Origin of the sequence: Hydrogenophaga sp. 2FB, assembly GCF_005503365.1 — a bacterium.
Taxonomy (GTDB): Bacteria; Pseudomonadota; Gammaproteobacteria; order Burkholderiales; family Burkholderiaceae_C; genus Hydrogenophaga.
In genome coordinates, this window is record NZ_SCML01000024.1 from 65,123 (window position 1) to 77,632 (window position 12,510).

Annotated in this window: 12 protein-coding genes; 5 read left to right on the forward strand and 7 right to left on the reverse strand. The window is 64.6% G+C overall.

Annotation, left to right across the window (positions count from 1 at the left end; genetic code table 11):
• Positions 1-30: 30 nt before the first annotated feature.
• From FFS09_RS15565 to FFS09_RS15580, 4 genes are all read right to left on the reverse strand, one after another.
• A complete protein-coding gene (locus tag FFS09_RS15565; RefSeq protein ID WP_137919806.1) occupies positions 31-1,011 on the reverse strand; it encodes a Bug family tripartite tricarboxylate transporter substrate binding protein in 981 nt (326 codons plus the stop codon).
• Between the two features lie 143 nt (positions 1,012-1,154).
• On the reverse strand, positions 1,155-2,174 hold the full coding sequence (locus FFS09_RS15570; RefSeq protein ID WP_137919807.1) for a zinc-binding alcohol dehydrogenase family protein: 1,020 nt from the start codon (positions 2,172-2,174) through the stop codon (positions 1,155-1,157).
• Positions 2,175-2,196: 22 nt separating this feature from the next.
• Positions 2,197-3,456, reverse strand: coding sequence for an acyl-CoA dehydrogenase family protein (locus tag FFS09_RS15575; protein ID WP_137919808.1), 1,260 nt, complete (start codon positions 3,454-3,456; stop codon positions 2,197-2,199).
• 271 nt (positions 3,457-3,727) lie between these two features.
• On the reverse strand, positions 3,728-4,414 hold the full coding sequence (locus tag FFS09_RS15580) for a TetR/AcrR family transcriptional regulator (RefSeq protein ID WP_171020045.1): 687 nt from the start codon (positions 4,412-4,414) through the stop codon (positions 3,728-3,730).
• Positions 4,415-4,520: 106 nt separating this feature from the next.
• On the opposite strand from FFS09_RS15580, the gene FFS09_RS15585 reads away from it, so the two are divergent.
• Genes FFS09_RS15585 through FFS09_RS15605 form a run of 5 tightly spaced genes read left to right on the forward strand, consistent with a single transcriptional unit; the run spans position 4,521 to position 10,214 of the window.
• Positions 4,521-5,336 carry a cyclase family protein gene (locus FFS09_RS15585; RefSeq protein ID WP_137919810.1) on the forward strand — a complete coding sequence of 272 codons (816 nt, stop codon included), beginning with the start codon at positions 4,521-4,523 and terminating at the stop codon, positions 5,334-5,336.
• Positions 5,333-6,325: a fumarylacetoacetate hydrolase family protein gene (locus tag FFS09_RS15590; protein ID WP_137919811.1), complete on the forward strand. Its 993-nt coding sequence runs from the start codon at positions 5,333-5,335 to the stop codon at positions 6,323-6,325. The genes FFS09_RS15585 and FFS09_RS15590 overlap by 4 nt, the downstream gene beginning before the upstream one ends.
• Positions 6,322-7,566: a thiolase family protein gene (locus FFS09_RS15595; RefSeq protein ID WP_137919812.1), complete on the forward strand. Its 1,245-nt coding sequence runs from the start codon at positions 6,322-6,324 to the stop codon at positions 7,564-7,566. Before FFS09_RS15590 ends, FFS09_RS15595 begins: the two co-directional genes overlap by 4 nt.
• Before the next feature lie 30 nt (positions 7,567-7,596).
• Positions 7,597-8,577, forward strand: coding sequence for a Bug family tripartite tricarboxylate transporter substrate binding protein (locus FFS09_RS15600; RefSeq protein ID WP_137919813.1), 981 nt, complete (start codon positions 7,597-7,599; stop codon positions 8,575-8,577).
• 2 nt (positions 8,578-8,579) lie between these two features.
• The gene (locus FFS09_RS15605) at positions 8,580-10,214 is read left to right on the forward strand and encodes a class I adenylate-forming enzyme family protein (RefSeq protein WP_137919814.1); all 1,635 of its coding nucleotides are present in this window, start codon (positions 8,580-8,582) and stop codon (positions 10,212-10,214) included.
• A gap of 118 nt (positions 10,215-10,332) precedes the next feature.
• On the opposite strand, the gene FFS09_RS15610 is transcribed toward FFS09_RS15605, so the two are convergent.
• Genes FFS09_RS15610 through FFS09_RS15620 form a run of 3 tightly spaced genes read right to left on the reverse strand, consistent with a single transcriptional unit; the run spans position 10,333 to position 12,490 of the window.
• Complete coding sequence (locus tag FFS09_RS15610) at positions 10,333-10,725, reverse strand: non-heme iron oxygenase ferredoxin subunit (RefSeq protein WP_137919815.1); 393 nt, start codon at positions 10,723-10,725, stop codon at positions 10,333-10,335.
• Positions 10,726-10,739: 14 nt separating this feature from the next.
• Positions 10,740-11,228, reverse strand: coding sequence for an aromatic-ring-hydroxylating dioxygenase subunit beta (locus tag FFS09_RS15615; protein ID WP_171020047.1), 489 nt, complete (start codon positions 11,226-11,228; stop codon positions 10,740-10,742).
• The gene (locus FFS09_RS15620) at positions 11,225-12,490 is read right to left on the reverse strand and encodes an aromatic ring-hydroxylating dioxygenase subunit alpha (RefSeq protein WP_137919816.1); all 1,266 of its coding nucleotides are present in this window, start codon (positions 12,488-12,490) and stop codon (positions 11,225-11,227) included. Before FFS09_RS15620 ends, FFS09_RS15615 begins: the two co-directional genes overlap by 4 nt.
• Positions 12,491-12,510: the final 20 nt, after the last annotated feature.

Below are 12,510 nucleotides of genomic sequence, written 5' to 3' on the forward strand. Positions count from 1 at the left end.
AAGGTTCTTCCCGCACGCGGTATGGCGTGCTCAATCGGTTGCTTTGATGTTCGCCTCGGTCACGATTTTCTTCCAATCTTCGAGGTCGCGCGCCATCATGGCCCGGAATTGTTCCGTGGTCCAGACCGGCGTCGGCTCCAGGTTCATGCGAACCAGGAGCGCCTGAAGTTCCTGCGTGGCCAGGACGCGGTTCACTTCCGCGTGGATGCGCTCCACGATAGCAGGTGGCGTGCCCGCTGGCGCGAACATGCCGTGCCAGCCCAGCGGCCGGAACGGGTAGCCCTGCTCGCCCATGGTCGGCAGGTTGGGCAACTGCGGCGTGCGCACCGTGCCGTTCACCGCAATGGCCTTCACCCGACCCGTTTGAATGAAGGGCACGGAGGACACCGGGTCGGTCCAGCCGATCTGGAGGATGCCGGTGCTCATCTCTGTGAGGATCGTCCCCATGCTCTTGTAGGCCACGTGTTCGGTCTTCATGCCGGTCTGCCGTTTCAGCCATTCCATGGTGAGGTGGCCGTTGGAGCCGATGCCCCAGCTCCCGTACGTGTACTTGTCCGGATGGGCTTTGACCTCGGCGATCAGTTCCTTGAGGTTCTGCGCCGGAAAAGCCGGGTTGACCAGCAGGAACACGCCGCCCACCACGGTCAGGGCAATGGGCGTGAGGTCCTTGTTGAAATCGATGCCCAGATCCGGCTTCATCGCGGCCAGCATCACCGTGAACGAGGCATTGGTGTACAGCAAGGTGTGGCCATCGGCCGGGGCCGACATCACGGCCCGCGTGGCGATCAGCCCGCTGCCGCCGGGCTTGTTGTCCACAAACACGGGCTGCTTGAGCGCCGCGCTCAGGCGCTCGGCCATCGCCCGCCCCACCAGGTCGGAACCGGTGCCCGGCGCGGAAGGAATGACCAGGCGGATGGGCCGCGAAGGCCAGGCATCCGCCGCGGCAGCCTGTGGCGACCACACGGCGGCCACGAGCGAGAAGAAGACGGCGGCGAAAGAGACGCGGGTCATACAGGCCTTTCAGTGTTCAAAAGTCGCGCGCAACGCGCGCGCGGAAGAAGCGCTGATGACCTTATCATGCAAATGCATTTATGTCGACATTAACTTCTGAGTGGCGCCCTGCCGTACCGACGCTTTGAAACCTTCGCCTGCGTTCAGTCCCAGCCTTCCAGCACCACCTTGCCGCGCGCCTTGCCCGACTCGATCAGCGCGTGGGCGCGCTTCAGGTTGGCGGCGTTGATGGGGCCGAAGTGCTCGGCCAGCGTGGTACGGATCAGCCCCGCATCGACCAGCGCGGCCACTTCGTTGAGCAGGCGGTGCTGGCCGATCATGTCGTCGGTGCCGAACAGCGCACGGGTGAACATCAGCTCCCAGTGCACCGACACGGACTTGCGCTTGAACTTCTTGATGTCCATCGACGCGGGGTCGTCGATCAACCCGAACTTGCCCTGCGGTGCGATGGCCTCGACGATCTGGTCGAAGTGCGCATCGGTCTGCGTCAGGCCCGCGATGAGGCCCACGGTGGCAAAGCCGATGCGCCGAAGTTCTTCGGTCAGGGGCTTGCCATGGTCGATCACGTGGTGGGCGCCGAGTTCTTTCACCCACGCCTGCGTTTCGGGCCGCGACGCGGTGCCGATGACGGTGAGGCTGGTCAGCCGCGCGGCCAGCTGCGTGAGGATGGAGCCGACGCCACCCGCTGCACCGATGATGAGCAGGCTCTGGTGGGTGGGCTGTTTGCCGGGCGCGACGCCGAAGCGGTCGAACAGCATCTCCCAGGCGGTGATGGCGGTGAGCGGCAGCGCGGCGGCCTGCGCGAAATCGAGCGAGGCCGGCATGTGACCGACGATGCGTTCGTCGACCAGATGCAACTCGCTGTTGGTGCCGGCGCGCGCGATCGAGCCGGCGTACCAGACGCGGTCGCCGGGTTTGAACAGCGTGACCTCCGGCCCCACGGCACGGACGGTGCCACTGGCGTCCCAGCCCAGCACCTTGTGCGCCTGGCCTTCGTCTGGCGCGGTCCGCTTGCGCACCTTGGTGTCCAGCGGATTGACCGACACGGCCTGGACCTCGACCAACAGGTCGCGGCCGCAGGCCACGGGCTCGGGCAGTTGGATGTCGATCAGCGCGTCGGGGTGGTCGATGGGCTGGGGTTTCGGGTAGCCAACGGCTTTCATGGTCGCGCCTTCGCTGGCCCGCTCAGCCGCCGCGCGTGACCGGCATCTCGACTTCGGTTTTCACCAGCATGTGCCTGGCCAGTTCCAGCTTGGCGATCGCCGCGCGGTGCACCTCGTCGGGGCCATCGGCAAAGCGCAAGGTGCGTTGCACGGCGTAGGCGTAGGCGAGCGGGAAATCGTCGCTCACACCGCCGCCGCCGTGGGCCTGGATGGCCATGTCGATGATGTCGCAGGCCATGTTGGGCGCGATCACCTTGATCATCGCGATCTCGGCCTTGGCCACCTTGTTGCCCACCGTGTCCATCATGTACGCGGCCTTGAGCGTGAGCAGGCGTGCCATCTCGATGCGGCAGCGCGCGTCGGCAATGCGTTCGTGCCACACCGATTGTGCGGAGATGGGTTTGCCGAACGCGATGCGGCTGTTGAGCCGCTTGCACATCAGTTCCAGCGCGCGCTCGGCGATGCCGATGGAGCGCATGCAGTGGTGGATACGCCCCGGGCCCAGGCGGCCTTGTGCGATCTCGAAGCCACGGCCTTCGCCCAGCAGGATGTTGCTCACCGGCACGCGCACGTTCTTGAGCAGCACTTCCATGTGGCCGTGCGGCGCGTCGTCGTAGCCGAACACCGAGAGCGCCCGCACCACGGTGATGCCCGGGGTGTTGGCCGGCACGATGACCATGGACTGTTGCGAGTGGCGCGGTGCGTCGGGGTTGGTCTTGCCCATGAGGATGTAGACCGCGCAACGCGGGTCGCCCGCGCCGGAGGACCACCACTTGCGGCCGTTGATGACGTAGTGGTCGCCATCGCGTTCGATGGTGCACTGGATGTTGGTGGCGTCGCTGGAGGCCACGTCCGGCTCGGTCATCAGGAAGGCCGAGCGGATTTCACCGCGCAGCAGTGGCTCCAGCCATCGGTCCTTGAGCTCTTCGCTGGCGTAGCGCTCGAAGGTTTCCATGTTGCCGGTGTCGGGCGCGGAGCAGTTGAAGACCTCGGCGGCAAACGGCACGCGGCCCATGATCTCGCACAGCGTGGCGTATTCGAGGTTGGACAGGCCTTGTGGCGCGCGCGGGCTGCGCGGCAGGAACAGGTTCCACAGCCCGGCCTTTTGCGCCTTGGGCTTGAGTTCTTCGATGATGGCCGTGGGAATCCAGGCGTTGCCCTTGGCGCGGTTGGCCGCGATTTCCTCGAAGAAGCGCGCTTCGTTCGGGTAGATGTGTTCGTCCATGAACGCGAGCAGTTGCTCGCGCATGTGCTTGACCTTGTCGGTGTAGTCGAAATTCATCGTGGCTCCAGTGGGTGATGCGGGTGGGGTTCAGCGGGCACAGGCAAAACGCCAGGCCCGTCGCGACGCAGGGAAAGAGAGAAGGTGTTGAAGCAGTGACCACCATGGATCGCCTCGCTTTCTTCCATTGTCAGAACCGCTTCGCCCACGGGCTGTCTTTTGAGCGACAAAAATTGAATTAATGTCGCCACGGCGACGCAGCAGACCCGACCACACCGTTTTTCGAAGCGCGCAACCCTCGAGGCCTCGATGTCCTCAGACGCCGGTTCGCCTATGCCAGTGGCTTCGCCTGCAGACCGCCCACGACAAAGCGCACCAGATACTGCGCGGCATCTTCAATCGGTGGGGCCGTGAACTCCGCACCCAGCAACGTCAGTATTCGATCGTGGGCGTTGTGTGCGTAAAAGAAGGCGCCAAAGAGAAACACCATGCGCCAGTAGAACTCCTTGTCGTCGATGTGTGCGCAACGCCGGTGCAGCTCCTTCATGAATTCCTGGGCGAACCCGTCGACGATCGCTCCCATCGCTTCGCGCATTTCGGGTGATGGGTCGGCAAGCATGCGGCCATAGAAGCTTCGAAACGCGTCGCGCTGCTCGGGGGCGGCGCCCGTCACGCGCAGCGAAGGCTCCATGGCAGCGAGAAGAAGCTCTTCGATGGGGGCGTTCGTCTCCACAGCGGCGGAGAGCCGAGCCATCCGCTCCGCCATGATGGGCCCGAGGCGACGCTCCAGCACGGCGCGACACAGCACCTGCTTGGAGCCCCAGTAATAGTGAAACATGCCCAGGTTGACCCCGGCAGCTTCCGCGATCTGACGGATGCTCGTCCCGCCGTAACCCTGGGCCGCGAACAGTTGCTCCGCCGCATCCAGGATCAGCTCCTGCGTATTGGGGCGTTCTGACTCGCCCACGTCCTGCGCGCGCTTGCGTCTGACGGTCGGGCTTAATTTCTTCGTGGCCATGTGCTCTCCCGCGCTCGCGGTCGAGCGCTCAAATCGGTGGGGCCATTTTGCCTGTTGACAGAAAATCATACGACCGTATAAACTCAAATTACACGGACGTATAAACATGAAACTTATCGACCTCAGCACACTGCTAGACCCCCAGGACCGCGACCTTCTGCCACCACCCCTGCGCGCAGCCGCCGGCGTTGTCGCCCCCAGGATCGAATACCAGCGCCCCGACGCGGCCGAAGGCAAGGACCGCTTCTGCGCGTTTTTCGGCTGCACATACGAAGACCTCCCGGACGGGGAAGGCTGGGGGTCGGAGGTCTTGACGGACATGTCTTCGCACTGCGGCACGCATGTGGACGCGCCGATGCACAGTGGCTCCCGCTGTGCTGGCCAACCGGCCCGGACGATCGATCAGATTTCATTGGACGAGCTCTACTGCCCGGGCGTCGTGCTCGACTTGCGCTCCATGGTGGAGCCTTGCGGTGCGATCACACCGGCCATGCTGAAAGAGGCGATGGACGCGGCGGGCGTGAGCGACATCGCCGGCCATGCGGTGTTGCTGCGCACCGGGCAAGAACGCTTTCGGATCGGGGAGCCTGGCTTTTTCCAGTACCCCGGCATGACGCGCGACAGCACGCTGCATCTCACGGGCCTGGGCGCCAAGGTGTTGGGCACCGACGCTGTGGGTTGGGATCGACCGTTTGCCACGATGGCGGCGGATTTCCACCGCACCGGCGACCGCCAGTACCTCTGGGACGCGCACAAGGCCATCACGGAGCGCGAGGCCTTCATCGTTCAGCAGCTCTGCAACCTGGAGGCGCTTCCCGCCAGTGGTTTCCATGTCGGTTTCTTTCCGATCAAGCTTGCGCGCACCAGCGCCGCGCCCGCCCGTGCGGTCGCCTTTCTCCCCGACCACCAGAAGACGCCATGAAACTCGTCACGTACCGAACAACGCCCAAGCAGCCGCCCCGACTCGGCGTCCTTCAGGGCGATGGAGCCATCCTCTGCCTGACCACCCGACATGCGGGTGACACCCGCTTTTCGTCCATGGCCGCCTTCATCGCAGGTGGCGAAGACGCGCTCGTGCAGGCGCGCCGCGATGCCGATGAACACCGGCCCGGGAACGCGAACGAAGTGCCCCCCGGTGGCTATGCGTTGCTGACGCCGCTCGAACGCCCGCCCCTGATGCGAGATTGGGGCACGATGACCGCGCACCCGAAGTTCTTCCTCGAAATGCGTGCGCGTCAACGCGCGCAGGCCAGCCCCGATCCCGCGGCGGCCCTGGAGGCGGCGCGCCAAGAAGGTCAACTGGACCTGCCCGCCAACTGGTTCAGCGTGCCGCGCTTCTACACCGCCAACCCGCTGAATCTTGCCGGGCCTGGCCAGGCCATCGAATGGCCCGCCTTTGCGCAGAAACTCGACTACGAACTGGAACTCGCCATCGTGATGGGCCGCACGGGCAAGGACATCTCCCAACACCGGGCGCGCGATTTCATTCTGGGTGTAACCCTGTTCAACGACTTCACGGCCCGCGACGTGCAGGCGGCGGAAGGCCAACCCGCGGGCAAGAGCAAGGACTTCGATGGCGCCTATTCGCTGGGTCCGTGCATCGTCACGCTGGACGAGTTGCCCGACCTGTACAAGCTGCGTGTCACTTCGCGACTCAACGGGGAGACGCAGACCGTGGACAGCACGGCCAGCATGGAACTCGGCTTTGAAGAATTGATCGCCTACGCCAGCCGGTCCTGCACCTTGCACGCGGGTGAGGTTTTTGCATCGGGCACGTTCGCACGGGGTTGCGGTGTGGAGACCGGTCGGCTGCTGCAGCCGGGGGATCGGATCGAGCTGGAAGCCGAGCACATCGGCATACTGGACAACACGATCGTCGCGTCCCGCTCCACGCAGAAAGACGGCGCATGAGCGCCGCGGTCTACATCGTGGGCGTCGGCACGACACCCACCGGGAAGTTTCCCGACACCACGCTGCACCAGCTCACCGCAACGGCGGTGCGCGCGGCGCTGGCGGATGCGGGGGCCACCGGGGCGCAGGTGGGCATGGCGTATTTTTCCAATGTGGCGGCCTCGTACCTGCAAGGCCAGCACATGGTGGCCGGCCAGGTCGTTCTGCGCGAACTGGGCATCGCTGGCGTGCCCATCGTCAACGTCGAGAATGCCTGTGCCAGCGCCTCGACCGCCTTCTGGCTCGCATGCCAGAGCGTGCGCGCGGGCAGCACCGACATCGCGCTCGCCGTGGGCGCCGAGAAGCTGTACGACGCCAACAAGCAAAAGTCCTTCGAGGTCTTTGGCGGTGGGTTCGACGTGACGCGCCGCGACGAACTGCTGGCGTATCTGGCATCGCTCCAGGCCGCGGCCGGCACCCCTGAGGCCACGGTCCCTCCAACGGACAGAAGCGTCTTCATGGACATCTATGCCGCGCTTGCCGTGAACCACATGCAGCGCCATGGTCTCACGCAGCGTCAGCTGGCCTGCGTGGCGGCCAAGAACCACGCCCACTCGGTCCAAAACCCGCTCGCCCAGTACCGCGATGCCTGGTCCATCGACGCGGTGTTGGCGGCCCGTGCCATCACCTATCCGCTCACCCTTCCGATGTGCGCCCCGATCGGCGACGGGGCCGCGGCGGTGGTCGTCTGCAACGCCGACGGGCTGCGCAAGCTGTCTGCCGCCGCGCCCGTTGACGTGCTGGCGTGTGAGTTGGTCAGTGGCTTGAACCGCCGCGATGAAGATGTCGACCTGGCGATCACGCGAAGGGCCGCGTATGCGGCCTATGAACGCGCGGGCCTCGGTCCCGATGATGTCGACGTTGCGGAAGTGCACGATGCCACCGCGTTCGGGGAAATTCTTCAAACAGAAGCGCTGGGCTTCTGCGCGCAAGGCGAAGGCGGACGCTTCGCCGAATCCGGTGCAACGACGCTCGGCGGCGCGCTTCCCGTCAACGTATCGGGCGGGCTCGAATCCAAGGGTCACCCCATCGGCGCCACCGGTTTGATGCAGCTGGTGGAGCTGACCCAACAACTTCGCGGACAGGCGGGCTTGCGCCAGGTCGCCGGCGCACGGGTGGCACTCGCAGAGAACGGCGGCGGATTCCTCGGCAACGAGGAGGCCGTCGCATGCGTGACGCTCCTGGGCACTGGCAGCCACTGAAAACCTTCAAGAACCCAAAGGAACCACGACATGAAACGCACTCTTCTCAACCGCCGGCATGTGCTGGCCTGTCTTGCCGGCATCGCGGTGGCATCGCCCCTGTTGGCACAAACCACCTGGCCCGGCAAGCCCATCCGCTTGATCGTTCCCGCCGGCGCGGGCAGCGGCCCGGATGTCATGGCCCGGTTGATCGGCGATCGGCTGGGGCAGCGCCTGGGTCAACCCATCGTGGTCGAACCGATCCCGGGCGCCTCCGGCATCCTGGGCGCCGACAAAGCCCTGAACGCAGCACCGGACGGCTACACCTTTCTCTTCGGATTCAACCAGCTGTTGACCATGAATCCGCACATCTACACCAAGCTCCCCTACGACCCGGTGCGCGGTATCGCGCCGGTGAGCCTGATATCCAAGGGGGGCTATGTGCTCATCGCCAGCACGACAGTGCCTTTCGACGATGTGGCGGGCATGATCAAACATGCTCGCGCCCATCCTGGTGCGTTGGCCTATGCGTCCTTTGGCAATGGCAGTGCCCCCCACCTGGGCATGGAGCTGCTCAAGCAACGCGCCGGGATCGATCTGCTGCATGTGCCCTACCGCACGAGCGCGGCGGCCAACACAGACCTCATGGCCAATCAGATCCACGTCAAGATCGAAACGCAGTCATCGGCCGTTCCTCTGGTGCGCAGTGGCAAGGTGAAGGCCTTGGCGGTCACGACGGGCACCAGGATGAGCGCACTGCCTGCGGTTCCGACCTTGAAAGAATCGGTGCCAGGTTTTGAGCTCACCGGCTGGAACGCCGTCTGGGCACCTGCTGGCACGCCGGCGAATGCGGTGGACCAGATGTCTCGCGCGATCCAGGCCACGCTGCAGGAGCCCGAACTGCGCAAGCGGCTCGGTGACATGGGGATTGACCCCCAAGGATCGACGCCGGGCGAGCTGGACCAGTTGACCACCCAGGAGTCTGCGCAGTGGGGCAAGCTGATCCGGGAAAAAGGCATCAAGGCAGACTGAGAATGGCACTAGCGACCATGCACACGATCGCCGATCTGGTGGAGACCCTGGCGCGCGAGCGCGGCGATGACCTGGCGCTGACCTTCGTCGACCATGCCGCCCCGAACGCGGAAAGTGTCGAGCATCGCACCTATGCGCAGCTGTGGGCTGCCGCCACACGGCTTGCTGCAGGCCTGTCCCGACAAGGTTTTCACCAGGGTGAACGGGCGGCCATTCTCATGGCCAACCACCCGGAATTCGTGGAGATGCTGATCGCCAGCGGCATCATCGGACTCACGCTGGTTCCGATGGACCCACGCACGCCCCCCGAGCGGCTGGCCTACATGCTGACCAAAACCCGTTGCTCGCTTCTGGTGGCGGAGCCGCAAGCATTGCAGAGTGCGTTGGCGGTGCGCGACGCCTGTCCCGATTTGCGTTTGATCACCGTGCTGGACGACCCATCCCTGGCCCCTGCCGAGGGTGTGGCCCCTTTCAGCAGCCTGCAAGCGGCCACGGTGTCGTCGGAACTCGCCGCGCTTCGCCGTCCCGCCGATGAGGACATGCAGATCCTCTTCACCTCGGGAACCACCGGGAACCCCAAAGGCATCGCGTACAGCCACCGCAAATTCACCGACACAGCCCGAATGGCGGCCATGGCCTTCGGGTACGGCCCGGGTGACACGCTGTACTCCGGACTCTCGCTGACACATGCCAACGCCCAGCTGGTGACACTGGGCGCGGCCTTGGTTCGCGGGCTGCCGGTGGTCTTCTCGCGGCGGTTCAGCAAGCGCCGGATGTGGAGCACGGTTCGTGAGCACCGGTGCACCAGCCTGACCTTGCTCGGTGGCATGACAACCGCCATCTACTGCGACCCCCCAACGCCTGCCGATCGCGATCATCAGGTGCGCCTGGTGGTTTCTGCCGGCATGCCTGCCGCCATCTGGAATGACTTCGAGCACCGTTTCGGCGTGAGCCTGCTCGAGTTCTACGGTACCGCCGAGGGAGGCCTCACGATGAAGCCGCCAGGGGTCGGCCCCATCGGCAGCATCGGCAAGCCGCCACCCGCGCTGAGCACGCGCATCGTGGATGACGCGGGGCAAGACGTGGCACCTGGGGAGCGTGGCCAGCTGCTGATCCGCTCGTCAGACGGCACGCCTTTCCAGGTGTCCTATGTGGACGATCCCGAAGCGTCCGAAGCCAAGTGCCGCGGCGGATGGCTGTGGACCGGCGACGTGGTGCATGCCGATGCGAACGGCTGGCTGTTCTTCGACTTTCGCATGGGACACGGTATCCGCCGCAATGGCGACTTCATCGACGCCGCGTCCATTGAAAAGACATTGGCCGAAACGGCGCTGGTCGATGACGTCTTCGTGTTCGGGGTGCCCGCAGCGTCTCGCGTCCCCGGGGAGTCGGACGTGGTGGCGGCGGTCGTCTTCAAGCAGGCGTCGGCTGTCAACGGGAAGCACGCTGTCGCGGCCCTTCACGCGGCCTTGACCCGGCCCGTGGTCCTGCAGCAGGTGCTGCCTTTGGACGCCATACCAAAGACAGCCTCGGAGAAGCCCCTGGCCCGCGTGCTGAGCCAGATCCTCACGGACAGACCGGATCTCGCATTCGGCTGGCCTCCATCGACGTCAATGACCAGCCCAACCACTCGGTGACATGGCCGGCGCCTTATAGATCCAGCACCAACAGCCGCGATTTCGCGCGTGAGCAGGCCGCGACGCTTGCGGCGATTGCACAAGGTTACGTACCGGCCGCGATCCCCTTGGCGATGGGTCATCCAGGGGAAGGGTCACCTTGCCCGAAAACGCTTCCGGGAGAAGCTCCGCTTGAAAGGCGATGGCTCATGTGCAGGAAGACGCGCCCGCCTTCGATGCGGACCGGGTAGCTGCGCACATCCACGACACTCGGCGCGCAGGTGGCGCGGCCATCACGGACATCGAATTTGCCCTGGTGCAGTGGGCATTCGATTTCATGGCCCTCCAGGAAACCGTCGCACAGACGCGCCTGGCCGTGGGTGCAGGTGTTGTCGGTCGCGTAGACGCTGCCCTCGACCTTGTAGAGGGCGATGTCGCGGCCGGCCACGTCCACGCCGATCACGTCGTCCTCGGGCACTGCGTCCTCGGCAGCGGCATCGAACCAGTCGGGGGAAGTTGGGGTATCGCTCATGGTGGTTCTCCCGATCAGATCGGATAGATGATGGAGTTCGGGATCATTTCGCTGTCGTACACGCATTGCCGCGACGCGAACTTCAGGCCTTGCTGCGTGCGCACGACCACGTCGATATAGCGGCCGACATTGAAGACGGTCGATTCCTGCGACAGCTTGGTGCGGAACACCGCGTAATTGGCTTCGGCCTCGAAACGATCGGCCTCGGCCTTGTGAATCAGCGGTGCGCCGACCAAGTGGCGCTGGTAGTACGGGTCGTGGAACAGCGTTTCCCGGATGCCGTAAACGCGGTCCTTCAACATGCCCTTGCTCTCGAAGAACAGCGTTGCCAGCGGGAAGCCGCGCTCATGGTTCTCGCGCGGTATCAGCTTGTAGATGCCGTCGTCGGTGAAGAACTCGGGCCAGAGATCCCAGTTGCCGGAATCGACGGCCTGGGCGTAGTCCGCGTATAGCTGGGTGAGCTGCAGGTAGTCGGCAAAGCCGATGTCGACAGGGGTGCTCATGCGTCGGCCTCCATCACTTCGCGCCAGTATTCGTACATGCCACGGATCAATGTCTCCGTCACCATGTGGTCGGTTTCCTCGGCGGTGCGGCCACCGAGCTCGGCCAGCGTGCGGTGGTAGGGCTTCTGCTCGAAGCCCATCTGCGACAACTCGATCACCTCGCCATCGTCGGCCGACACGAAGCCGGCAGGGCCGAACAGGTTGGCCTGCCGCAGGCGGCGCTGCGTCATCTCTTCGGTGTCGTCCTCGAAACCGAAATGGGTCCAGACGAAGTCGAAAGAGCCATGCCCGTCGGGCTGGATGTGGCGTGTGGAGACGCTGTTGACCTGCTGCTGCAGGATCACGCTCGGAAAGATCGTCATCATGACGGCCGTCGGCCCTTGCCACCATGGCTCGGGCACGATGTCGAGGAAGCGCGGATCGTTGAGTTCCATGCTTTCCTTGAAGCTGGACACCTGCGTCACCTGGTCGGCTTTCCCCGACTGTCCGCGCGTCGAGATCATGGCCGCATGCCGATGCCTTGCGTCCATCTTCAACTCGCTCTTGTTGTCGGCGCGCCAGAGACCAAAGGTGACGAACCAGGTATGCAACAAGCCCGGGTGGTAGGGGTCCTTGATGTTCTCCTGCATCAGCTTCCAGTTGCCGGGAATGCGCTGCCGGTTGTAGCCCAGAATATTCAGCTTCCGGCCGTTAAAGAGACGGTCGAAATAGGACAGGATGGTCGGGCCGAGGAACGCCTCGAGCGATTCGATCTCATGGTCGAAGCTTGCGAACACCACGCCGCCGCGCGTCGCCACCTTGAGCTTGTTCAGACCGTGGTCGGTGGTCTTGAAGTCGGCCGGCATGCCGCCGTTGACCTTGCCGTCCTGCTTCACACCGCGCCGGAAGGGCACGCCTTGCAGGTCGCCCTTGAGCGTGTAGCTCCACTGGTGGTAGGGGCACACGAACTCCTTCTTGTTGCCGTGGCGTTCGCGGCAGAACTGCATGCCCCGGTGAGCACACACGTTCTCGACCACGCTGATGCCACCGTCCGCGTCGCGCACCATGATCACCGAGCGCTCGCCGACCACGGTGCGCTTGAAGTCACCCGCGTTCGGCACCTCGGCTTCCAGCCCGACATAGTTCCAGTGCTTCGTATAGAAGAAGCGTTCCAGCTCCGTCTTGTGTTGCGCCGGGTCGGTGTAGGCCATGAAGGGAATTCGGCTCGTGCCTTCGGACTCCCATTGGATGCTGGCGGGAAAGGTTCCGGTCGATGTGTTCATCGCTTGTCTCCTTGAATCGA

Bases quoted from the DNA above. Each gene is read 5' to 3' on its own strand.
- FFS09_RS15615 (WP_171020047.1), bottom strand. From the start codon at position 11,228: ATGAGCACCCCTGTCGACATCGGCTTTGCCGACTACCTGCAGCTCACC.
- FFS09_RS15575 (WP_137919808.1), bottom strand. From the start codon at position 3,456: ATGAATTTCGACTACACCGACAAGGTCAAGCACATGCGCGAGCAACTG.
- FFS09_RS15570 (WP_137919807.1), bottom strand. From the start codon at position 2,174: ATGAAAGCCGTTGGCTACCCGAAACCCCAGCCCATCGACCACCCCGAC.
- FFS09_RS15590 (WP_137919811.1), top strand. From the start codon at position 5,333: ATGAAACTCGTCACGTACCGAACAACGCCCAAGCAGCCGCCCCGACTC.
- FFS09_RS15610 (WP_137919815.1), bottom strand. From the start codon at position 10,725: ATGAGCGATACCCCAACTTCCCCCGACTGGTTCGATGCCGCTGCCGAG.
- FFS09_RS15565 (WP_137919806.1), bottom strand. From the start codon at position 1,011: ATGACCCGCGTCTCTTTCGCCGCCGTCTTCTTCTCGCTCGTGGCCGCC.
- FFS09_RS15595 (WP_137919812.1), top strand. From the start codon at position 6,322: ATGAGCGCCGCGGTCTACATCGTGGGCGTCGGCACGACACCCACCGGG.
- FFS09_RS15620 (WP_137919816.1), bottom strand. From the start codon at position 12,490: ATGAACACATCGACCGGAACCTTTCCCGCCAGCATCCAATGGGAGTCC.
- FFS09_RS15585 (WP_137919810.1), top strand. From the start codon at position 4,521: ATGAAACTTATCGACCTCAGCACACTGCTAGACCCCCAGGACCGCGAC.
- FFS09_RS15580 (WP_171020045.1), bottom strand. From the start codon at position 4,414: ATGGCCACGAAGAAATTAAGCCCGACCGTCAGACGCAAGCGCGCGCAG.
- FFS09_RS15605 (WP_137919814.1), top strand. From the start codon at position 8,580: ATGGCACTAGCGACCATGCACACGATCGCCGATCTGGTGGAGACCCTG.
- FFS09_RS15600 (WP_137919813.1), top strand. From the start codon at position 7,597: ATGAAACGCACTCTTCTCAACCGCCGGCATGTGCTGGCCTGTCTTGCC.